Here is a 22,860-nt window from a genome sequence, read left to right on the forward strand (position 1 = left end):
GCCCTGCGGCTATTGGCGCCGCAGGGCCTCGATCGGGTCGAGCCGCGCCGCAGCGCGGGCCGGAAAATAGCCGAACACCATCCCGACCACCGCCGAAAATCCGAAGGCAAGGGCCACAACTCCGGGGCTGGGAGAAAACGGGATCGCCATGATCTGCGCCGCTACGAAGGCCAGCCCCAGACCGGCCAGAATACCAACAATCCCGCCCAGCACCGAAAGCACGACCGCCTCCACCAGAAACTGCATCAGCACCTGGCTGGCCTGCGCACCAACCGAAAGACGGATGCCGATTTCGCGAGTCCGTTCGGTGACGGAGACGAGCATGATGTTCATGATTCCGATTCCGCCGACCAGCAGGCTGACCGCCGCGACCGAGGACAGAAGCCCCGTCAGCACGGAATTGACGGAATTGAGCATCGAGGCCAGTTCCTTCATGTCATTGACCGCGAAATTGTCCTCCTGGCCCGGCGCGATATGCCGCCGGTCGCGCATCAGGGTCTGGATATCCGACATCGCACGTTCGCTGGACCGGCCCGGCGCAACCTGTACCATGACGGAGGCCACATCCTGACTGCCCAGCAAACGGCGCTGCACCGTCCGCACAGGCATGATGACCATATCGTCCTGATCCTGCCCGAAGGAACCCGCGCCCTTGGCCACCAGCAGCCCGATCACCTCGCAGGAAATCGCCTTGATGCGGATTTTCTCGCCCGTCGGATCTGTCGCGCCGAACAGTGCGGTGCGCACCGTCTCGCCAATGATACACACATTGGCCCCGCTGCGGTCCTCGGCCAGCGTGAAGCCACGCCCGCGCGCGATCTGCCAGGCGCCGATGTCAAGATAGGCCGAGGTCGTTCCCGTCACGCTGGTGGTACGGTTGGTATTGCCGAAAACGGCGGTCTCCGAGGTCGAGACGACGGGCGCCACCGACGACAGGCTGTCGAGATCCTGAAGCGCCTGAATATCGGCCAGCCGGAAAGCGGGCGCGGTATTCCGCGCGCCCGGCCCCATCATGCGGGTGCCGGGGCGGAGGATCAGCATGTTGGTGCCAAGCGCCTCGACATTGGCCGAAACCTGCTCTGAAGATCCCTGCCCCACCGTGACCATGGCGATGACGGCCGCAACGCCGATCACGACACCCAGCACGGTCAGGAAGGACCGCAGCGCATTGCGGATGATGGCGGTCAGCGCGAGACGAATGGTTTCAAGCAGCATTACGTCCCCTTTGCGCGGGTCGGCACATCGCGCACTACCTTGCCATCTGTAAAAACCACCAGCCGCCCGGCATAGGCGGCCATGTCTTCCTCGTGTGTCACCATGACAATGGTCAGCCCGGCATCGCGGTTGAGCTGTTGCAGCAGCTCCATGATCTCGACGCTGCGGCGGGTATCGAGGTTCCCGGTCGGTTCATCCGCCAGCATCACCATCGGCTCGCCCGCCAGCGCACGCGCGATGGCCACGCGCTGTTGCTGGCCCCCGGACAGCTGCGCGGGGGTGTGATCTTCTCGCCCGTCCAGCCCGACACGGGCCAGTGCCTGCCGCGCGCGCGCCACCCGCTCTGCCTTGGGCTGGCCCTTGTAGATCAGCGGCAGTTCCACATTTTCCAGCGCCGTGGTGCGCGGCAGCAGATTGAAGCCCTGAAACACGAAGCCGAGGTAGTGACGGCGCAGAAGCGCGCGCTGATCCTGATCCAGCGTCGCGACCTCGACGCCGTTGAACAGGTAGTTGCCGGAACTCGGCCGGTCGAGGCAACCGATGATGTTCATCGCGGTCGACTTGCCGGACCCGGACGGCCCCATGATGGCGACGAACTCGCCGCGGCTGATGGTCAGGTCCACCCCGTCCAGCGCCCGCACCAGCGCCTCGCCGCTCCCATAGAGACGGGTAATGCCGCGCAATTCGATCAGCGGCGCGGTCATTTGGGCGCTTCGTGCTGATCGGTGATGACCTGATCACCCTCGGCAAGCTCGCCCGAGGTGATGACGGTGCGCCTGCCGTCGGAAGCGCCGGGGATCACCTGTACCTCGACCGGCACGCCCGCCCGCAACACCCAGACCGTCTTGCCACTGGCAACCCCGCTTTGAGTGGCCGAAGGCGCGGGCATGATCAAACCGATCAGCCCCCCTGCCCCGCCGCCACCCGTATCTTCCGCTATCTGCGGCGGCGCATAACGCAGTGCGGCGTTCGGCACCTGGATTGCACCCTTCGCCTCGGTCACGACGATGGTCGCAGTCGCCGTCATGCCGGGACGCAGGGTCAGATCGGCGTTGTCCACCGCCAGCACGCCCTTGTAGGTCACCACATCATCCGTGGTTTCGGGCGCATAGCGAACCTGGGTGATCGTCGCGGGGAAACTGCGGCCCGAATAGGCATCGACAGTGAAGCTGGCCACGTTGCCCACCGCGATTTCACCAATATCGGCCTCGTCGATATCCACCAGCACCTGCATGCGGCGCAGATCCTCTGCCAGAGTGAACAGCGTCGGCGCCGACAGCGAGGCGGCAACGATCTGCCCTGCCGAAACATCGCGTTTCAGCACCACCCCGGCAATCGGCGAGCGGATGGCGGTCTTTTCCAGATCGGTGCGTTGCAGTGACAGATTGGCCTCGGCCAGCGTCAAGGATGCCCGCGCCGCCTCCGTCGCCGCGCGAGCACGGTCACGGTTCGCCTCATAGGTGATGAAGTCGCTGTGCTTCACCACCCCGCGCTTCTGCAACTCGGCCTGGGTTTCATAAAGCTCTTCCGTTTCGCGCTGTGTCGCCTCGGCCTGCAAGAGCTGGGCCCGCGCCGCAGCCAGCGCCGCCTCGGCATTGGCAACCTGCGCCCGCAACTTGGTATCATCCAGCCGCGCCAGCACCTGTCCCACCGAAACCTCATCGTTGTAATCGACATCGACGGACAGCAGCGTTCCCGACAGTTCGGACGATACTTCGACCTCGGTGGTCGGCTGCACCGTGCCGGTCGCCGTGACCGTGGCGGTCAGGTCGCCACGCAGGACAGGCTCGGTCACATAGACTGTTCCACCTGAATCGGGACTGCGCCAGAGCCATAGCACCCCCGCCAAAAGGATGATCAGCAAGGGGAGCAGCAGCCAGCGCCCGCGATTGCGCCGCCCTGCCCCCGCGATCATCCGCTGGATATCCTCTGTGCCCTGATCCGGCATGCTGTCCCGCCTTCCGATGCGCCGCCCGTCGACGGCCCTTGCATGATACGGATATCCGCGCCGAATCCGTCGGTTGCCGTTCTTGTCCCGCCGCGACAAAATATCCCCGCAGGATTCGCCACCGGACCGGCCCGCTCACCTGTGGATAACTCTTGTGGATATCTTTCAGCAACACCCGCACGTCTGGCAGCAGATGGCCCTGAGGCCGCGCGTGGAGCGAGATGTTTGACTTTTTCAAGTTATATCAGCTATTTGCCCGCATGATTTCGACCACAGGATGAACTTCCTGACACGACTGCGCGCCATAGCGACGAAAAATTCTGTTGCCGCGTGACAAGTTGCGTGCCATCACTCCAGTTGTCGCATGGTTTCGTTTTTGACGCCCTTCTGCGACGAAAGAGAAAGTGGTCCGCAAAGAGACCATCGAGGATAGGATGACGAGCGACAGACTCCCCGAACCCGGCAGCATTGCCGGCATGATCAGCGCCAACGCCACCCGGCTTTCCGAGGCGCTGAACAACCATATGCGGAACAGCTTCCACCCCGGAAGCCGCAAAACGCTGCGCAAGTTTCATCCCGCCGAAGTATCGGAACTGACGGGCATCTCGATGTCCAATCTGAGAACGCGCCACCAGGAGGGCGATTTCCCGGATGTAGAGACGGATTCCCGCGGTCGCAGACTCTATTCCGCTGAAGAGATCGACCAGATCCGCGATGTCATGGCCCGCACGGGACGCAATGGCGAGACCTATCGCCCAGGTCGGCGCGAAGGCGATGGTTTGCAGGTCATTTCCATCGTCAATTTCAAGGGCGGGTCCAGCAAGACCACGACCGCGATCCATCTGGCGCAGCGCTATGCCCTGCGCGGCTATCGGGTTCTGGCCATCGACATGGACCCGCAGGCCAGTCTGACCACCATGTTCGGCTACCGCCCCGAGATCGAATTCGCGGAAGCAGGGACTGTTTATGATGCCTTGCGCTATGAAGACCCGGTGCCGCTGAGCCAGATCATCCGCAAGACCTATTTCCACAATCTCGACCTTGCGCCGGCCGGGCTGCTGCTTTCGGAATACGAGACCGAAACCGCCTATGCCTTGCAACACCGGATCGAGCCGCCGTTCACGCAGCGGCTGGCCATCGCGCTCAGCGAGGTCGAGAACGCCTATGATCTGGTGATCATCGACTGCCCGCCGCAACTTGGCTTTACCACCATGTCTTCGCTACTGGCCTCTACCGGCCTGCTGATTACAGTGGTGCCCAGCATGCTGGATGTCGCCTCTATGGCGCAATTCCTTGAAATGGCAGGTGAAACTGTCAGAACGCTGGAGGAATCCATGGGACCGACCGATTGGAAGTTCCTCAAATTCCTCATCGCCCGGTACGAGCCGACCGATGTGCCACAGGCGCAGATGGCGGGCTTTCTGCGTTCGATCCTGCTGGAGCAGGTGCTGAATACGCCGATGCTCAAATCCACCGCGATTTCCGATGCGGGGATGACGCAACAGACGATTTACGAGCTGGACCCCAATCAGGTCGTCCGCAAGACGCTGGATCGCATTCTGGAAAGCGTGAATGGCGTCGCAGACGAGTTTGAGGCGGTGATCCAGCAGGCCTGGGGTCGGAGGAACAGCTGATGGCGCGCCGCAACATCTTTCAACCTCCCCCGCCACCCTCCCCGCAAACAGAGACTGTTCATGCGGAATCGCGCCCACGTTTCCCGAATACCGGGCCGATGTCTGGTGTGAAATCGACCCTGCGCGACCTGTCCTCCAATGCGATCCGGGAGCTTGATCCCGCGTTAATCGAGGATGATGGCCCCCGCGACCGCCTTGCGATCACGGATGCGGATGTCGCTGAGCTGGCTGAAAGCATCCGGCTGCACGGACAACAGGTGCCGATCATGGTGCGCCCGCTGGCCGAGGCGCCCGGACGCTATCGCATCGTCTATGGCCGCCGCCGGTTGCAAGCGCTGAAACTGGCCGGACTGCCTGCGAAGGCCCTGATCCGGTCATTGACCGATGAACAGGCCATTCTTGCGCAAGGTCAGGAAAACAGCCTTCGGGTCGATCCGAGCTTCATCGAAAAGGCGGTTTTCGTCTCTGAACTGGCCGAAAACGGCTATGAGCCTGCGGTGATTCTGGACGCACTTGCCATCGACAAACCTATGCTGTCACGCATGACGAAAGTGGCGCGCACCATTCCGGGCGAGGTCATCCGTTTCGTTGGCCCCGCCCACGGGATCGGTCGCCGCCGCTGGGAAGAGCTGGCCGATGCCGCGCGGGATCACGGGCTGGATCTTGTGGATCTGGTGCAGGCCCTTCCACCTGCGGCCGCCGCCCTGCCCTCTGACGACCGCTTTGCGCAGCTTCAGTCCGCAGCGACCAGAGCAACCACACCAGCGGCGCAACCAGCTCCTGCCTCGCCCGGCCTCACGGTAAAAGACGCGACCGGCGCGACAATTGCAGAGGTGAAGGCCACTCCGCGCTCGGTCACGATCCGCCTTGGTCAGGGCGACGCCGCATTCACAAGCTGGATGCGTGCAAACGCCGAACACGAGATCCTGCGCCTGTACCGGACGTGGAAAACCGGACAGCGCAGCGACTGACGATATCGAGCAACACAACAACAAGGAGCACATCGCAGCCACAGGAAAAGAAAGAGCCCCCCAAGGTCACCCTCGGAGAGCCCAATCTGTTGCTTAGCACCCACAGATTTACCAGCTTCTCCGCTTCAGTCAAGACAGCCGATTCGGCTGATTGATGGAATTTTGCCTGTTTCTGGCAAAATGCTCGGCCATTGGTCAGGGCACTCACCCTGGGTTTGCCGTGAAATGCCATGGCTTTCAGACATGCCTCTGCACCGATCCGGTCGCAGGCCGATTTTTCATTGTCCGCGGACAATCCTATCCCCGACCGCTTTGCCATGATCGAGGCGCTGCGGCGCGCGGCGCCGGCTCTTGGCCTGCGCCCCCCTGTCATTGCGACGCTGGATACGCTGCTGTCCTGCTTGCCGCCCAAGCGCAATCACAACCGCGTCTTCGCCTCAAATGCCACCTTGGCACTGCGCCGCAACGGCGTGTCTGATCGCACGTTGAGACGGCACTTCGCTGAACTGATCGAAGCGGGCTTCCTCCTGCGGATCGACAGTCCGAACGGCAAGCGATACTGCAAGCACGACCCCGAGATGGGCACGGTCCTGCGCTTCGGCCTGGACCTCTCGCCTCTTTTCAATGCCTATGAGCGGCTTTGCAGCCTCGCAAGGCAGGTAGCCGATCAACAGGCCCATCTGGATTACCTTCGCACGAAGCTTCGGTCGACCATCGCCTCATGCCTCGCCAAGCAGGGTGAGACCCCTCTGCTGGAAGACGCCAGGCGCGTCCTGCGCCGCAAACCGTCTGCCGAAGAACTGGGGCATTGGCTGTCACTTCTGTCTGCTGAAACTTTGCAGGCAGAAAGCGAAGAACCGGCAGAAGAACTGTCCGCCAGCAACGGCCAAAATGTCCGCCACCATCATAGTTCAAAAAAAGAACTTATTGATAAGAAGGCAGCGGAAACTGAGCCTGACACTTCCGTACTGTCAGAAATCACTCAGATCTGCCCACAAGCGGCCTCCTTCCTTCAGACCTCAATTCGTAACGCAGCGGACATCACCTCACATGCAAGACAGATGGCTCCAATGATGGGCATTGAACGTCAATGCTACGAACGTGCCGAAGACAAGCGAGGAGCCATGGAAGTTGCCCTGACGATCTGGCTTTTACTGGAAATGCAGGATCGCATTCATCAGCTCGGTGCATATTTCAGGTCGGTAATGCTGGGCGCCCGGAGCGAAACGTTCTGTCCCTGGCAATTGCTGGAGAAACTTCGCAAGCGCGGAGGGCATCAGAGAATTGTCCGCGGACAACAATATGCCCGCGGAGGCAACCCGCCCGTCGCGGCAACATGATCCAATGACGGCGATCAAATCGAAGTGCCCCTGCGTGCCTCAACGTCCACGTGGAACCCTTCGATCATTCAATGCCAGCAAATGCATGTTCATTCTCTTTCGAAATTCCGCATCAATGTTCGTATTGGGCCAAGATTTCTGCGACACAGCATGAATCAGGCTCACTTTAGCCCTGAATCGAACGTTTTCAGCGGTGCTTTCTCTGCAAAAGATGAAAACCGAAAATAAACGCTTGACCGATAGCGCAAACTGGCTACTCCTTGAACACATCAAGATGACCTGCCAACGGAGGGCGACGTGCCTGTAACCGGCTCGCCAGCGATAACCGATCTGTTCGTCATTGGCGGCGGCATCAACGGCTGTGGCATTGCCCGCGACGCCGCCGGGCGGGGTCTGTCTGTCACGCTGGCTGAACAGGGCGATCTGGCGCAGGCAACGTCATCCGCCTCCACCAAGATGTTTCACGGCGGGTTGCGGTATCTGGAATATTTCGAGTTTCGTCTGGTACGCGAGGCTCTGGAGGAACGCGAGACGCTGCTGGTTGCGATGCCGCATATCAGCTGGCCGATGCGGTTCGTGCTGCCAATCTCACCCGAGATGCGGTTTGAGGGAAGCACGCCGACCTCGCGTCTGTTGTCCGTGGTCATGCCCTGGCTGAAGGGGCGCCGTCCGGCCTGGCTGATCCGGCTGGGGCTGTTCCTGTATGACACGCTGGGGGGGCGGCAGATTTTGCCGGGCACGCGCCGCCTGGATCTGACGCAGGACGAGGCGGGCAAGCCGCTGCGGCCGGGGTTCCGGTTGGCCTATGAATATTCTGATTGCTGGGTGCAGGACTCCCGTCTGGTGTCGCTGAATGCGCGTGATGCCGCAGATCGGGGCGCCCGGATCATGGTGGGCACGCGGGTCGTTTCTGCCTCGCGCGAAGGTGATCTGTGGCGGGTTGAAACCGACGGGGTGCATGGCCCGCAAATTCATCAGGCGCGCGCGCTGGTCAATGCGGGCGGGCCGTGGGTTGAGGATGTGATCCGCAATGTTGCCCGCGTGCCTTCGACCGAAGGCGTCCGACTGGTGCGCGGCAGCCATATCGTGACGAGGCGGCTGTACGACCATGATCGCTGCTATTTCTTTCAGGGCGGTGACGGGCGGATCATCTTCGCCATTCCTTATGAGCAGGACTTCACTCTGATCGGAACCACCGACCAGGATCATCATGGCGCGCCGGGGGAAGCGCGTTGTTCCGAGGCAGAGCGGGATTATCTATGCGCCTTCGCGAGCCAGTATTTCGCCCGGCCGGTGACGCCCGATGATGTGGTCTGGACCTATTCGGGGGTGCGTCCGCTTTACAATGACGGGGCGAAATCCGCGACAGCCGCGACGCGCGACTATGTGCTGAGCCTGCATGCCGACGGGGCACCATTGCTCAATGTGTTCGGGGGCAAGATCACGACCTACCGGCGGCTTGCGGAAAGTGCGCTTGCGAAACTCTCGCCTTATTTCCCCAAGGCGAAAGGGCCGTGGACAGCCCGCGCTCCGCTGCCGGGCGGGGATTTCCCGCATGACGGCGTCGGTGCCCTGCAAAACCGTCTGATGGCGGAATATCCGTTTCTCGACGCCCGTGACAGCCTTCGTCTTGTACGCACCTACGGAACGGATGTGTTCGATGTTCTGGGCGGGGCAACAAGCCTCGCTGAACTCGGGCAGTCGTTTGGGGCCGGGCTGACCGCGGCAGAAGTGAAATGGCTGGTCGAAAAGGAATTTGCCCGCAGCGCCGAGGATATCCTGTGGCGGCGTACCAAGCTCGGGCTGCACATGACCCCGGAACAGATTGCCGCGCTGGAGGGCTTCATGGCTGAGCGCGGTGCAACATCGGCCGGCGGGATGGCCAGTCCCGCAGCGGAATAGGCGGCGCGCCAGCCAGAGGAGGGCGGGCGCATCGTGGAGGAGATCGAATGACGTTGGAACTGCAAGGCGTGTCGCGCGTGGTCGGCGGGCGGGATCACATCCACCCGACCAGCATGACATTGCGAAACGGCACGATGAACGTGCTGCTGGGGCCGACGCTGTCGGGCAAGACCAGCCTGATGCGGCTGATGGCCGGGCTGGATAAGCCCAGTTCCGGACGCATCCTGTGGGAAGGCCGCGACGTGACCGGCGTGCGGGTGCAGGACCGGGGCGTTGCCATGGTCTATCAGCAGTTCATCAATTACCCCGGTCTGACGGTGTATGAAAACATCGCCTCGCCGCTGCGTATCCTGCGCCGCAGCACGGCCGAGATTGATCGTGCCGTGCGACATACAGCCGAGATGCTGCGCCTGACTCCGATGCTGGAGCGCAAGCCACTGGAGCTGTCGGGCGGGCAGCAACAACGCTGTGCGCTGGCGCGGGCGTTGGTGAAAGGGGCAGGGCTGGTGCTGCTGGACGAGCCGCTGGCGAACCTCGATTACAAACTGCGCGAGGAGTTGCGAGTCGAAATCCCGAAGATCTTCGAGGCTTCGGGCGCGATCTTCGTTTATGCGACCACTGAACCGGAAGAGGCGCTGCTGCTGGGTGGCCATACCGCGACGCTTTGGGAAGGCCGGGTAACGCAGTTCGGACCTACCGCAGAGGTATATAGAAATCCTCATGATGCAACTACGGCAAGAGTCTTCTCGGACCCGCCAATGAACTTCGTGCCAGCGGTCAAGACGGGCGGGCAGGTCCGCTTTGGCGAAAGTGCCTCCGTTGCGGCGGACGGAGCGATGTCCGCTTTGCCTGATGGTCGCTATCTGGCCGGGTTCAGGGCCAATCATCTGGCGCTGCATCGTCCGTCCGGGGCGGCTGTGGAATTTGCCTGCAAACTCGCGGTGACGGAAATCACCGGATCGGAAACCTTCATCCACGTCAGCCATGGCACGGATCGCTGGGTCGGTCTGGTCGGCGGGGTGCATGACCTGACACCGGGGCAGGGGGTACAGGTCTGGCTGGACCCGGCGCACGTCTATCTGTTTGACGCGGACGGGCAGCTTGCTGCGCCTGCCGCCTATGCAAAGGTGGCCTGAGCCATGGCACAGATCACGCTGAAGAACCTCGCGCACAGCTACCTGCCCAATCCGAAGGGCGAACAGGATTACGCGCTGAAGGAAATGGATCATGTCTGGCAGGATGGTGGCGCCTATGCCCTGCTGGGCTCGTCCGGCTGCGGCAAGACTACGCTGCTGAACATCATCTCGGGCCTGCTGCGGCCAAGCCATGGGAGGGTGTTGTTTGGCGACCGCGATGTGACCGATGCCGCCACGGCCGAGCGCAATATCGCGCAGGTGTTCCAGTTCCCGGTCGTCTATGACACGATGACCGTCCGCGACAATCTGGCCTTCCCTCTGCGCAATCGCGGGCAGGACGCAGCCTATATCAAGCGTCGCGTCGATCAGATTGCGAAGATGATCGGGATGGAGGCGATGCTGTCGCGAAAGGCGCAGGGCCTGACCGCCGATGCCAAGCAGAAGATCAGCCTTGGCCGTGGCATGGTGCGCGAGGATGTCAACGCGATCCTGTTCGACGAGCCACTGACCGTCATCGACCCACACATGAAGTGGGAGCTGCGCACACAGCTCAAGCAGCTGCACCGCGAGTTCGGCCATACGATGATTTATGTCACGCATGACCAGACCGAAGCGCTGACCTTCGCCGACAAGGTGGTGGTGATGTATGACGGTCGCGTAGTGCAGCTCGGCACGCCTGAGGAACTTTTCGAAACCCCGGCACATACATTCGTGGGGTATTTCATCGGCTCCCCCGGCATGAACTTTCTGGAAGCGCGAGTATCGGGCACCCGTGCCATGCTGGTCAGCGGGGCAGGGGTGGATCTGGGCGACGATCACGGGACCCCCTCGGGTCGTGTGCAGATCGGCATTCGTCCTGAACATGCCGTTCTGACGGAAGGGCAGGGGCTGCCGGTCACCATTCGCCGGGTCGAGGATGTCGGGCGCCATCGCATCCTGCGGGCCGAACTGGAAGGGCAGCCTTTCAACATTGTTCAGCCAGAAGGGCAGCCCGTTCCGGCGCTGCCGCGCGTGGCCTTCGTGCCTGGCAAGATCAACGTCTATGCCGACGACTGGCGCGTCGCACCGCAGGGGAGGGCGGCCTGATGGAAAAGACACAGAACAACCGCGCCTGGTTTCTGGTGCTGCCGGTGCTGGTGCTGGTCGCCTTTTCGGCGGTGATCCCGCTGATGACCGTGGTGAACTATTCGGTCAACGATACTTTCGGGAACAACGAATTTTTCTGGGCCGGGCTCGACTGGTTCGATGAGGCCGTGCATTCCGACCGTATTCATGGCGCGCTGCTGCGGCAGGCGATGTTCTCGGTCATCATTCTGGCCATCGAGGTCCCGCTCGGCATCTTCGTCGCGCTGAACATGCCGAAGAAGGGCTTCTGGTCCTCGTTCTGCCTTGTGGTCATGGCGCTGCCGCTGCTGATCCCGTTCAACGTCGTCGGCACCATCTGGCAGATCTTTGGTCGCGGTGACATTGGCCTGCTGGGGCATACGCTGGCCGCCATCGGGATCGACTACAACTATACCTCCGACCCGTTCGATGCATGGGCCACGGTGGTGGTGATGGATGTCTGGCACTGGACCTCGCTGGTGGCGCTGCTGGCCTATGCCGGTCTGCAATCCATTCCGCAGGCCTATTATCAGGCCGCGCGCATCGACCAGGCGAGCCGCTGGGCCGTGTTCCGCTACATCGAGCTGCCGAAGATGAAGGGCGTCCTGCTGATCGCGGTTCTGCTGCGCTTCATGGACAGCTTCATGATCTACACAGAACCTTTCGTCGTCACCGGCGGCGGCCCCGGCAATTCGACCACCTTCCTGTCAATCGACCTTGTGAAGATGGCCGTGGGTCAGTTCGATCTTGGCCCCGCCGCCGCCTTCTCGATCATGTATTTCCTCGTGATCCTGCTGGTGAGCTGGGTGTTCTACACCGTGATGACCAATCTCGACCGTCAGGAGGCCAAGTGATGCGCAGCCGCTCCTCCGCCCTTGTGATGACATTTTATCTTCTGTTCCTCATGGTGCCGATCTACTGGCTTGTGAACATGAGCCTGAAGACCAATGCCGAGATCACCGGAACCTTCTCGATCTTTCCGCGCGAGCTGACCTTCCGCAACTACATGGTGATCCTGACCGACCCGAGCTGGTACATGGGCTACGTCAATTCGATCATCTATGTGGTGCTGAACACGGTCATTTCCATCGCCGTGGCGCTGCCCGCCGCCTATGCCTTCAGCCGTTACAGCTTCATGGGTGACAAGCACCTGTTCTTCTGGCTGCTGACCAACCGCATGTCGCCGCCCGCCGTCTTCGCACTGCCGTTCTTCCAGCTTTATTCCTCCATCGGGCTGTTCGACACGCACATCGCGGTGGCGCTGGCGCATTGCCTGTTCAACGTGCCGCTGGCGGTGTGGATTCTGGAAGGCTTCATGCGCGGCGTGCCGAAAGAGATTGACGAGACCGCCTACATCGACGGCTATTCCTTCCCGCGCTTCTTCATCCGCATCTTCATGCCGCTGGTGGCCAGCGGGATCGGTGTCGCGGCCTTCTTCTGCTTCATGTTCTCCTGGGTGGAACTGTTGCTGAGCCGCACCCTGACCAGCGTGAACGCCAAGCCCATCGCAGCCACCATGACGCGCACGGTATCGGCCAGCGGAATGGACTGGGGTGTTCTGGCCGCCGCCGGGGTGCTGACCATCATTCCGGGCGCGTTGGTGATCTGGTTCGTCCGTAACTACATCGCCAAGGGCTTTGCCCTGGGTCGCGTGTGAAGGAGGGCTGGATCATGTCTGCAACCACGGCAAACCGCGTCAACTGGCCCGCGATCTACGTTACCGCCGCCGCAGTCCTTGGCGCCGCACTGATCTTCCTGATCTGGGCTACCCCGGTAAAAGACGGCGCGAAGGATTGGTTCGCGCCGATGATCAAGGGCGGCTGGATGGCCTGGACCTTCCCGGTCGCGCTGTTCTTCTGGATCATCGCGAGCCTGCTCGTGACCTTCACCATCCTTGCGATCCGGTTCCCCGAAACCCCGCGCGTCGGACTCCTGCGGATCGAGACGACGCGCGGCGACCGGCTGTTCATCTCTCTTCTCGGCTCGGCCTTCATCTGTCTGGCCTGGCTGTTCTTCGCGGGCCCCCCTGTCTGGGGCGGGCTCGCGCTGTGCCTTGTCTATGCCGTGGCGGTTTTCGTCTGGGTTTAGACCGGAAGATCCCTCTGGTGCGGCTGGACCCCGCGCCAGAGGGCAAGAATGCTCAACGCCTGTTTCACATTCCAAGGGAGGAATACAATGAGACTGACATCAACCGCAATGGCGCTGGCGCTGCTGGCCGTGGGGGCCCCCGCCTGGGCCGACATGGACGCCGCCAAGAAATTCCTCGATTCCGAAATCGCGGGCATGACCGTCCTGTCGCCCGAAGATCAGGAAAAGGAAATGCAGTGGTTCATCGACGCGGCCAAGCCCTTTTCGGGCATGGATATCAAGGTCGTGTCCGAAACCATCGCGACGCATGAATATGAATCCAAGGTTCTGGCCCCGGCCTTCACTGCCATCACCGGCATCAAGATCACCCATGATCTGATCGGCGAGGGTGATGTCGTCGAGAAGCTGCAAACCCAGATGCAGACCGGCGAGAACATCTATGACGCCTATGTCAACGATTCCGACCTGATCGGGACGCACTGGCGCTATCAGCAGGCCCGCAACCTGACCGACTGGATGGCGGGCGAGGGCAAGGATGTTACCAACCCCGGTCTGGATCTGGCAGATTTCATTGGCACCCAGTTCACCACAGCGCCGGATGGCAAGCTCTACCAGCTTCCTGACCAGCAGTTCGCCAACCTCTACTGGTTCCGCTACGACTGGTTCACCGATCCCAAGACCATGGAGGATTTCAAGGCCAAATATGGCTATGACCTCGGCGTGCCGGTCAACTGGTCGGCCTATGAGGATATCGCCGAATTCTTCACCGGCCGCGACATGAGCTATGCGGGCGGGCCGTCCTCGGGCGTCTATGGCAACATGGACTACGGCAAGAAAGACCCGAGCCTCGGCTGGCGCTATACCGATGCCTGGATGTCGATGGCCGGTATGGGCGACAAGGGCGAGCCGAACGGCTTGCCGGTCGATGAATGGGGTGTCCGGGTCGATGAAAACTCGCGGCCCGTCGGCTCTTGCGTGGCGCGGGGTGGGGCAACCAATGACGCGGCGGCGGTCTATGCCGTGACCAAGGCGATCGACTGGTTGCAGAAATATACCCCGCCGGAAGCCATGGGCATGACCTTCGGTGAGGCCGGTCCGGTTCCGGCGCAGGGTTCCATCGCGCAACAGATGTTCTGGTATACTGCTTTCACCGCCGACATGGTGAAGCCGGGCCTGCCGGTGATGAACGAGGATGGCACGCCGAAATGGCGCATGGCTCCCAGCCCGCATGGTGCGTATTGGACCGAGGGCACCAAGATCGGCTATCAGGATGTGGGGTCGTGGACGCTGATGAAATCCACCCCGGTGGATCGTGCGCAGGCCGCATGGCTTTATGCGCAATTCGTGACCTCGAAGCTGGTTGATCTGAAGAAATCCGATGTCGGCCTGACCTTCATCCGTCAGTCCACCATCGACAGCCAGCACTTCACCGACCGTGCGCCGAAACTTGGCGGGTTGATCGAGTTCTACCGCTCGCCCGCCCGGACCCAGTGGTCGCCCACCGGCACCAATATCCCGGACTATCCGAAGCTGGCGCAGCTGTGGTGGCAGAATATCGGCGACGCGCTGTCGGGGGCCAAATCCCCGCAGGAGGCGCTGGACGCGCTGTGCGCCGATCAGGAAAAGGTGCTGATCCGGCTTGAGAAATCGGGCGTTCAGGGCGACATCGGCCCGAAGATGAACGAAGAGCAGGACCCGCAATACTGGATCGACCAGCCGGGCGCGCCGGTCGGCAAGCTGGACAACGAAAAGCCGCAGGGCGAAACCGTGTCCTATGACGAGCTGATCAAATCCTGGCAGAACTGATGCCATGAAGGGTCCGGGCGGCTGCGGTCGCCCGGACCTGTCTCTTCCACGACCACGGGACCGCGCTGCCATGACCCATATCCTTGCCATCGACCAGGGCACCACCTCGTCACGGGCGATCCTGTTCGACGCGGATCTTCGCCCGGTCGCTTCGGCGCAAGAGGAGTTTCCGCAGCACTATCCCGCCTCCGGCTGGGTCGAACATGATCCGGCGGATCTTTGGGCCACCACGGCGGCGACCGCGCGGGCGGCCATCGAAAGGGCAGGGCTGGGCGTCGGCGCCGTGTCGGCCATTGGCATCACCAACCAGCGCGAAACCACCTTGCTGTGGGACCGCGCGAGCGGCCAGCCGCTGCACAATGCGATTGTCTGGCAGGACCGCCGCACTGCCCCGATCTGCGAAAGTCTGCGCGCTGCCGGTCATGCCGCGCTGATTACCGAGCGCACCGGCCTTCTGCTGGATCCGTACTTCTCGGGCACCAAGCTGAAATGGCTGCTCGATACGATCCCCGGTGCCCGCGCGCGCGCGGCGAAGGGGGAACTCGCTTTCGGTACGGTCGACAGCTGGCTGATCTGGAATCTGACCGGCGGCAAGGTGCATGCCACCGATGCCACCAATGCCTCGCGCACGTTGCTTTACGACATCGGCGCGAACCGCTGGGATCCTGATATCTGCGCGCTTCTGGATATTCCGATGGCGCTGCTGCCCGAAGTACGCGACTGCGCCGATGATTTCGGCACCACGCGGCCCGATCTGTTCGGGCGGGAAATCCCGATCCTCGGTGTCGCGGGCGACCAGCAGGCGGCGGCAATGGGGCAGGCGTGCTTTCAGCCCGGCATGATGAAATCGACCTATGGCACCGGCTGTTTCGCCTTGCTGAACACCGGGGCGGATCGGGTGCCCTCGACCAACAGGCTGCTGACCACCATTGCCAGCCGTCTGGACGGCAAGACCAGCTATGCGCTGGAAGGCTCCATCTTCATCGCTGGGGCGGTGGTGCAATGGCTGCGCGACGGGCTGAAGATCATTCGCAGCGCACCGGAAACCCAGCCCCTCGCCGAAAGTGCCGATCCGTCGCAAGAGGTGATCCTGGTGCCCGCCTTCACCGGCCTTGGCGCGCCCTACTGGCGGCCGGAATGCAGGGGGGCCATCTTCGGCCTGACGCGCAACTCCGGCCCGGCCGAACTGGCGCGGGCGGCGCTGGAAAGCGTGGGCTACCAGACCCGCGACCTTCTGGAGGCGATGCGCGCAGACTGGGCCACCGCAGCCGGGGGGGTGCTGCGGGTTGATGGCGGCATGGTGGCGAGTGACTGGACGATGCAGTTTCTGGCCGACATTCTTGGCGCTCCGGTAGATCGTCCGGTGGTGACGGAAACCACCGCGCTCGGCGCGGCCTGGCTTGCCGGCTACCGGGCCGGTCTTTACCCCGGACCCGAGCAATTCGCCAAGACCTGGGCGCTGGAACGCCGTTTCGTACCGGCTATGGGCGGGGCAGAACGGGACGCGAGATACGCGCGCTGGACCCGCGCCGTCAGCGCCACTGTGGCCGCGTCCGAATGAAAATCCGCTCCGTCATTTGCTGCGTCAGACAGGAATGACGATGCGCTGACGCAAGGCAGGTCATTGTCCTTTCAAGCACCGCGGCTGTTGCCGCATCGCCGAGGACCGAACGATGACCTGCACTCTCGACAGCACTGAAGTTGCCAGCGCCACGGCGATGGACCAGTTCGATGCCGGATGCGTCTCGCTGATGGATCGCTGGCAGCCGATGACGGAATGGTATGACGAGCGGCTGAAATCTGGGCTTGATGCCACATGCAAGGCCAATGCCTGCCGCATCGGCCCGCGCGTGGTGGCGCGTGATCGGGCAGGGCGCGGGCTGGCGGGAATAAATATGGCCTCGCAGGATTTTCTGAGCCTCGCCTCGCATCCCAAGATCCTTGCGGCGGCTTCGGCGGCGGCACGGCGCTACGGGGTCCATTCGGCGGGCACTGCGGTCCAGATGGGGCTGACCACGCTGACCACCTCGCTGGAAGAGCGGATTGCCGCTTTCGTCGGCATGGCACAGGCCATCGTGTTTCCAAGCGGCTGGACCGCCGGTTTCGGCGCCATTCGCGCGCTGGTGCGGCCGGGCGATCATGTGCTGGTGGACGCCCATGCCCGGGAATGTCTTCAGGACGGCGCCGCCGCTTCCGGAGCAACCGTGCATCAGATCCAGCACGGCTCGACCGAGGCGCTGGTCCGCCGGCTGGAACGACTGCGGGATGAAGACCCGCAGGCCGGCATCATCGTTGTGACCGAGGCGCTGTTCGCCATGGAACCGGGCAGCGCCAGCCTGCCCGAATTGCAGCAGCTTTGCCGTCGCTATGCGGCGACGCTGCTGGTGGATGTGGCCAATGACCTGGGTGCGCTTGGCGCCACAGGGCGTGGTGTCTGCGAGATGCAGGGCATCCTTGGCGGTATCGACATCCTCACCGGCAGCTTCTCCAAGACTTTCGCGGCGAATGGCGGGTTTGTCGCCTCCAACCATCCGGCCCTGCGGCTTGCCATGCGGGTGGGCAGTTCGGTGCAGGGATGCAGCAATGCGATATCGCCCCTTCAGGCGGCGGTGGTGCTGGCCGCGCTGGAAATCGTGGACAGCGAGGAAGGCGCCGAACGGCGCAACCGGCTGATGCAGAACATCGAAAGGCTGCGCACCGGGCTGGAGGACGCAGGGTTTGAGGTCACCGGTGCGCCGGGCGCGGTCGTGACCGTCAGGCTCGGGCGGCTGGCCTGCGCGCGGCGGCTGACGGCGGACATGCTGTCGCGGGGCGCGCTGCTCAACCTGACCGAGCCGCTGACGCCGGGAAGCGCCGATGCGCTGTGGCGGCTGAAGCTTCTCGCCGATCACGGAACCAGCGAGGTCGATGGCTTCGTGGCGATTGCCCGCGAGGCGAAAGCCCGGCTTGACGAAGAAAATGCGCGCAGTGCCGCGCTTCAGTATGCGGTGGCCTGACGATCCCCTCAGGGCCACTGTATCGGTGCGGATCGGTCAATGACGGCAGGTGGCGGGGCAACCCGGAATGTCGTCTTTGGCCGATCCGCATCTGCCACGGGTTTACGCCCGCACCGCACACGGCTATCCCTAGAATCAGACTTCGATTTCTGGGGATGTATCGAAGATGGCCGGGTGCACCTACTTCCGCATCCTTGACAGATTTTGCTTGTCGGTCGACGGGCAGGAACTGCCCGTAAAGGGGCAGAAGCAGAAGGCTATTCTCGCATGGTTCAGCCTGACCGGCGAAAGCGGTATCGCGCGCGACCGGCTGGCTGATCTTTTGTGGTCCGATTCCGGCGCGGAAAAGGCTCGTGGTTCTCTGCGCAATACCCTGCATGTTCTGGCACGCGACTGTGCGGGGATTTCGCTGTTCGAGGCTGACCGTCTGGCGGTGCGGGCACGGTTCGCGGGCGCGCCGTGTGACATATCGCAGGCTTTGGCGGCTTTCGACGCGGGGGATACAGCACCGCTTGCGGCGCGGTCGCTTGCCGATGCCGACATCCGCTTCGCCGCCGATCTGTGGGGGCTGGACCCGGAGTTCGATGGCTTCCTGACCGAACGCAAGGCAGCCTATCTGGCGCATCTTTCAGCGCAGCTGCGCTCCCGTCTGCACGCGGCTGGCGAAAAAACCGGCGCGCGTCTGCTGGCCGAGCGCCTGCGCGAGCTGGAACCGCAGGATGAAGAGGCAACGCGGGCGCTGATGCGTCTGGATATCGCGGCGGGTAATAACGCTGCTGCGATGGAACATTATCGCAAGCTCTGGACGCTTCTGGACGAGGAATTCGATCTGGAACCCGCCGAGGAAACCCAGGCGCTTGCGATTTCGCTCAAGCTTTCCGGTTCGGCTGCGCCCTTGCCGGCGCAGCTTGATGACGAACGGATCACGATTTTCGTCCAGTCCTTCGCCTTGTCCGCGCTGCCTGATGACGAACAGATTCTGGTGGCTGCGGTGCAGGCCGAACTGGGATCGGCGCTTTATGCGGTCGAAGACTGGGTGACCATCGAAACCAGCCCCGGAATGCAACTGCCCGCCCGCCCCGGCAATTACGAACTGCGTGGTTCGCTGTCGCCGGGGCTGGAGGAAATGCGGCTGATCCTGTCGCTGAAGGATCTGTCCACCGGCGCGATCATCTGGTCATGGCCGCTGCATATCCGGCGCGGCGACTGGGTGCGCAACTCGGGTTTCGCGGTGCAGCGTATCGCCATGCGCCTGACCGGCAAGCTGGAGTCGCATTACATCAGCGGGCTGGAAGGCCTGTCCGATGCCCAGCTTGCCGATTATCGCAAGCTGATGCGCGCGGGCTGGCTGATGCGCGACTGGTCTTCCGATGCGGACCGGCGGGCGGAGGCGCTGCTGCGCTCGGTTTCCTCCGGCGGCGATCTGGGGCTGCGCGCGCGGATCGGGCTGGCCGAATTGCTCAACAGCCGCGAACTGATCTTTCCGGGCTCGGGTCCGGTTCATGCCGGTGTACCCGAGGCGCTGGAAATCGGGCGGGCCTGCACCGCCGAGGCGCCCGACCGTGGCGATGCCTGGCTTGCCTTCGGCTGGAGCTCGATCCTGCTGGATCACGTCGACGCCGCGGCCGAGGCCGCGAATGTGGTGGCCGACCTGTCGCAAAGCAATCCGCGCCGCCTGTCGGCGGCGTCGGAAATGATGGCGCTGACCGGGCAGGTGACTCGCGCGACCCGCCTGGCCGAGGCGGCTTCGGCGCTTGATGCCGGGGTGTGCCGGGTGTCGATGGGCTATCGGACGCCGGTCGCGCTGTTGTCGGGCGATTATGCCACAGCGATGGATCTGGCCGACCGGGCCGCCGGGGCCATTCCCTTTACCTATGCCTATGGCTGCGCCGCCGCCGTGATGGCGGGGGATATGGCGCGGGCGGCCGGGTTCTGGCACCGTTTCAGCACCGATATTTCCGGCCGCTGGCAAGGCGCAGGTGCGCCAGATCCGCTGTCGTGGTTTCTGGCGGCGACGTCGATGCGGTCAGCCTACGGGCTTGACCGCATCGCCGAGGCCCTGTGGCAGATCGCCGGTCAGCGGCAGGATCGCGTGGTATAATCGCCCACATTGCCCCAGACGAACTGCATCGCGGTTGTCTTGCCCGCAAAGTAATCGTCCAGATAGGTCAGGTTCTGGAACCTGCTGCCCTCAGCCTGGTGCTGGAGCGCCAGATCCTCCTTGGCGGCGATGTTGTTCTTTTCGGGCAGGCGGATATTCACATGGTCGGCGGTGTTCTGGAACAGGCTCATCGTCGCGGCTTTGTGGACATGCTGGACCTCAAGCACCCCGTCGACAACCCAATGCCCCAGCGGATCATCGGAGGTGTCCCCGTCCAGCGGTTTGAAATAGGCGGCGAACAGCGGCGACTTGACCGTTTCGGTCACGATGTCGGGCGAACGGGCGAGGCTGCCCTCTCCCTCGGCGAGCTGCGCGGCGAATTTGCGGGCATAATTCGCCAGCAGATTGCAGAATGCCTCGACCGTTGTCGGGTAGTTCGCCGCGGGCTGCCGCGTCATGGCAATCATGAAGGCGCCGACGGTTTCAAAGTCGATGGTATTGTATTTCACATCCGGCTGGGCCGGGCTTCCGGTGGTCATTGTCACACTCCGCTGTTGAGGGTCAGAAATCGTATCAGGCTGGGCATGTCGGGGATATCCGGCATGTCAGGGTCGACGGGGGCGTCTGGCAGGGCGGCTTCGGCAGTTTCAACCGCCGCGCGGATCGCCCCCCACAGAAGTGCCGACCCCAGCGCGCCCAGTCGCAGACCGTCGCCAAAGCCCTGCGTGGCGGGCCCGCGACCGGCCTCAAGCAGCGTGTAAAGATATAGCGGCGGATCGGCAGCCAGATGCGGTGGCGCCAGATGCCCGCAGGCGTTGCACCAGTCGCTGATCAGCTTTGCCCGTGCGGGGCCATCCCACAGCAGCCAGTCGGGAAAGCGGCTCCGCAGGGCAGGGGCCAACCGGGTGGCGAGGCTTGACACGGATTGCAGGCCGCCATCGGTGCTGCGGGCCAGATCGCGCAACGCCAGATCGTTGTCGCTGGTGACAAGCGAGGAGTGAATCTCCATCGCATCCGGCAGGCCGAAATCACTGCCGAACATGGCCGCCAGCCCGCCTTCCATCCGCATGGCCTTTTGCGGTGGTGAGAGCAGATCGAGATCAAAGAAATTGCGCCAGTCGATGCGCCAGAAATTCTCTGCCCCCGGCCGGGCGCGCAGGGCGGCGATATCGGGATCGCCACGCAGCAACAGGCGCACGGGAACGGTGTTGACGTTCAGCCTGTACTGGCTGCGCACCAGCCAGTGTCCTGCGCGCAGGATGGCCGCCATCACTTCAACCGGGATCTCGGCGGCGCCGGGCGGTCCCAGGTCGGCAGGCGTATCGGCCAGCGCGGGCAGGGCGAGGCGCGGCAGCAGATCGCGCAGCAACAGCCCGTGCCACATCCGCACCGTGGCGGTCTTGGCCCCGAGCAGGCTGTCGGCAGGCGAATGACCGCGTGCGGCAAGCCGGGTGGTCACCGCCCCGGCATGGGCGATGAACAGTGCCGAAAGCTGGGCGATCATCGGGTTGTCGTCATTGCGCGTATCAGGCAGCGCGCCCAGCGTCCGGCCAAGGCCGCTTGCAGGTTTCCGGCGCGTGATGTCGGCGGCGAAATACGGATAGAACAGCGGTGCCGGGGGAAACCTGTGCAATTCGGGCAGGGACAGATCGGCGGAAACCGGGCCGAACAGGCTTTCAAGATGCAGCGGGTGGGTCCGCTCGGCCTGTGTCACCGTTGTGCGGGTAAGCTCTGGCGCCGGGTCGGACAGCGCATAATCGAATTCACCTTCCGTCGGCGTGCACAGGTCATGGGCCAGCAGTTGCCCGAGGTAGGTATACCCCGCAGGCATCTCGCCTTCGGCACCGGCCAGCACGGGTTTGACCAGCCGCGCCGCCAGATCCGGCAGGTCGCGCACCGACCCCAGCAGCGATTGCCCACCGCAATAGAGCGATGCGGACTCTGCCATCTTCGGACAGCCGAAACTGCGCCGCCCCGCGGGCAGGGCAGGCGGCGGCAGTTGTGCTGCCGCTTTCAGCATACGCCATGCCATGTAAGGGCTGGTCCCTCCGGGTGGATTCGGCATCGGTTTCTCCCTTGTCACGGGGAATATGTCGCGCGATGCGTCAGCGTAACGTCAGTCAGCGGGGGCAAGCAACGGGCGGGAGCGGGGCCAGGCCGGACAGACAAAGCGCCAGACAGGTACCCGGAGTTGTGGTGATGTCAGGTCAGAAAATCCATAAGTTGTAACGAGATCGCCAAGAAGCTTTTCCAGCGATCCGCCTGCCGGTTCCGGTGCGGCAGCCTGCGCTGTATGCAACGCGGGCAGACGCGGAGCCAGTGCGGTCTGCACATGGTCGCGGAAGGGTGTATCGGGGTGATGCGCCGGGGCGAGCCAGGCCAGTTCGGCCTGCAACATCTCGCGCGTGGCGGCCTCGGCGGCGCGGGCCGGATCGGGAGAGGCGGCGCTGCCAAGCGCGATCTGCCCGCCCGTGCCGTCGTCGCCCAGCATCAGCCGTACAGACAGACCCGGAAGAAAGGGCAAGGCCAGACACAGTACCCGCCGTCCCGTATGGCCCGCGCGGTAGGCGGCGAGTTCGGGCGGCTCGGCGCAGGCGTGGCCGGGCAGTTTGCCCTGCC

General features: G+C 63.2%; 19 protein-coding genes. 13 read left to right on the plus strand and 6 right to left on the minus strand.

The annotated features are described in order from the left end of the window. Positions 1-9: 9 nt before the first annotated feature. From AO684_RS12210 to AO684_RS12220, 3 genes are read right to left on the minus strand one after another with little or no spacing between them, the layout of a single operon-like run. On the minus strand, positions 10-1,215 hold the full coding sequence (locus AO684_RS12210; RefSeq protein ID WP_054303015.1) for an ABC transporter permease: 1,206 nt from the start codon (positions 1,213-1,215) through the stop codon (positions 10-12). Beyond that, positions 1,215-1,919: an ABC transporter ATP-binding protein gene (locus tag AO684_RS12215; RefSeq protein ID WP_054303016.1), complete on the minus strand. Its 705-nt coding sequence runs from the start codon at positions 1,917-1,919 to the stop codon at positions 1,215-1,217. Before AO684_RS12215 ends, AO684_RS12210 begins: the two co-directional genes overlap by 1 nt. Beyond that, positions 1,916-3,163, minus strand: coding sequence for an efflux RND transporter periplasmic adaptor subunit (locus tag AO684_RS12220; protein ID WP_054303017.1), 1,248 nt, complete (start codon positions 3,161-3,163; stop codon positions 1,916-1,918). The genes AO684_RS12215 and AO684_RS12220 overlap by 4 nt, the downstream gene beginning before the upstream one ends. 434 nt (positions 3,164-3,597) lie before the next feature. Between AO684_RS12220 and repA the strand changes: the two genes are divergently transcribed. From repA to AO684_RS12285, 13 genes are all read left to right on the plus strand, one after another. Then, positions 3,598-4,797, plus strand: coding sequence for a plasmid partitioning protein RepA (repA, locus tag AO684_RS12225; protein WP_054303018.1), 1,200 nt, complete (start codon positions 3,598-3,600; stop codon positions 4,795-4,797). Beyond that, on the plus strand, positions 4,797-5,768 hold the full coding sequence (gene repB / locus AO684_RS12230; RefSeq protein WP_054303019.1) for a plasmid partitioning protein RepB: 972 nt from the start codon (positions 4,797-4,799) through the stop codon (positions 5,766-5,768). The genes repA and repB overlap by 1 nt, the downstream gene beginning before the upstream one ends. Before the next feature lie 230 nt (positions 5,769-5,998). Continuing rightward, positions 5,999-7,108: a plasmid replication protein RepC gene (gene repC, locus AO684_RS12235; protein ID WP_054303020.1), complete on the plus strand. Its 1,110-nt coding sequence runs from the start codon at positions 5,999-6,001 to the stop codon at positions 7,106-7,108. Positions 7,109-7,405: 297 nt separating this feature from the next. Then, positions 7,406-9,010 (plus strand): glycerol-3-phosphate dehydrogenase, encoded by a 1,605-nt coding sequence (gene glpD, locus AO684_RS12240; RefSeq protein WP_054303021.1) that lies wholly within the window; start codon positions 7,406-7,408, stop codon positions 9,008-9,010. 47 nt (positions 9,011-9,057) lie between these two features. Further along, positions 9,058-10,146: an ABC transporter ATP-binding protein gene (locus AO684_RS12245; protein ID WP_054303022.1), complete on the plus strand. Its 1,089-nt coding sequence runs from the start codon at positions 9,058-9,060 to the stop codon at positions 10,144-10,146. 3 nt (positions 10,147-10,149) lie between these two features. Next, positions 10,150-11,232 carry an ABC transporter ATP-binding protein gene (locus AO684_RS12250; protein ID WP_054303023.1) on the plus strand — a complete coding sequence of 361 codons (1,083 nt, stop codon included), beginning with the start codon at positions 10,150-10,152 and terminating at the stop codon, positions 11,230-11,232. Continuing rightward, positions 11,232-12,104, plus strand: coding sequence for a carbohydrate ABC transporter permease (locus AO684_RS12255; RefSeq protein WP_054303024.1), 873 nt, complete (start codon positions 11,232-11,234; stop codon positions 12,102-12,104). Before AO684_RS12250 ends, AO684_RS12255 begins: the two co-directional genes overlap by 1 nt. Further along, positions 12,104-12,907 carry a carbohydrate ABC transporter permease gene (locus AO684_RS12260; RefSeq protein ID WP_054303025.1) on the plus strand — a complete coding sequence of 268 codons (804 nt, stop codon included), beginning with the start codon at positions 12,104-12,106 and terminating at the stop codon, positions 12,905-12,907. Before AO684_RS12255 ends, AO684_RS12260 begins: the two co-directional genes overlap by 1 nt. 149 nt (positions 12,908-13,056) lie before the next feature. After that, a complete protein-coding gene (locus tag AO684_RS12265) occupies positions 13,057-13,338 on the plus strand; it encodes a DUF2160 domain-containing protein (RefSeq protein WP_054303050.1) in 282 nt (93 codons plus the stop codon). 87 nt (positions 13,339-13,425) lie between these two features. Then, positions 13,426-15,144 (plus strand): ABC transporter substrate-binding protein, encoded by a 1,719-nt coding sequence (locus AO684_RS12270; RefSeq protein ID WP_054303026.1) that lies wholly within the window; start codon positions 13,426-13,428, stop codon positions 15,142-15,144. Positions 15,145-15,214: 70 nt separating this feature from the next. Next, positions 15,215-16,705 carry a glycerol kinase GlpK gene (gene glpK, locus AO684_RS12275; RefSeq protein ID WP_054303027.1) on the plus strand — a complete coding sequence of 497 codons (1,491 nt, stop codon included), beginning with the start codon at positions 15,215-15,217 and terminating at the stop codon, positions 16,703-16,705. A gap of 112 nt (positions 16,706-16,817) precedes the next feature. After that, a complete protein-coding gene (locus tag AO684_RS12280) occupies positions 16,818-18,140 on the plus strand; it encodes a pyridoxal phosphate-dependent aminotransferase family protein (protein ID WP_054303028.1) in 1,323 nt (440 codons plus the stop codon). 166 nt (positions 18,141-18,306) lie between these two features. Next, positions 18,307-20,241 (plus strand): BTAD domain-containing putative transcriptional regulator, encoded by a 1,935-nt coding sequence (locus AO684_RS12285; RefSeq protein ID WP_082400943.1) that lies wholly within the window; start codon positions 18,307-18,309, stop codon positions 20,239-20,241. Here the strand turns inward: AO684_RS12285 and AO684_RS12290 are convergent. The 3 genes from AO684_RS12290 to AO684_RS12300 form a co-directional block, all read right to left on the minus strand. Beyond that, positions 20,217-20,780, minus strand: coding sequence for a hypothetical protein (locus tag AO684_RS12290; protein ID WP_054303030.1), 564 nt, complete (start codon positions 20,778-20,780; stop codon positions 20,217-20,219). The genes AO684_RS12285 and AO684_RS12290 overlap by 25 nt on opposite strands. Before the next feature lie 2 nt (positions 20,781-20,782). Next, entirely contained in the window at positions 20,783-22,273 is a 1,491-nt protein-coding gene (locus AO684_RS12295; protein WP_152968408.1) for a hypothetical protein, read from the minus strand. 84 nt (positions 22,274-22,357) lie between these two features. Further along, the coding region (locus AO684_RS12300) for a YcaO-like family protein (protein WP_152968409.1) at positions 22,358-22,860 on the minus strand (503 nt) is incomplete at its 5' end.

Origin of the sequence: Gemmobacter sp. LW-1 (assembly GCF_001303875.1) — a bacterium.
In the GTDB taxonomy this organism is placed as follows: Bacteria; Pseudomonadota; Alphaproteobacteria; order Rhodobacterales; family Rhodobacteraceae; genus Gemmobacter; species Gemmobacter caeni.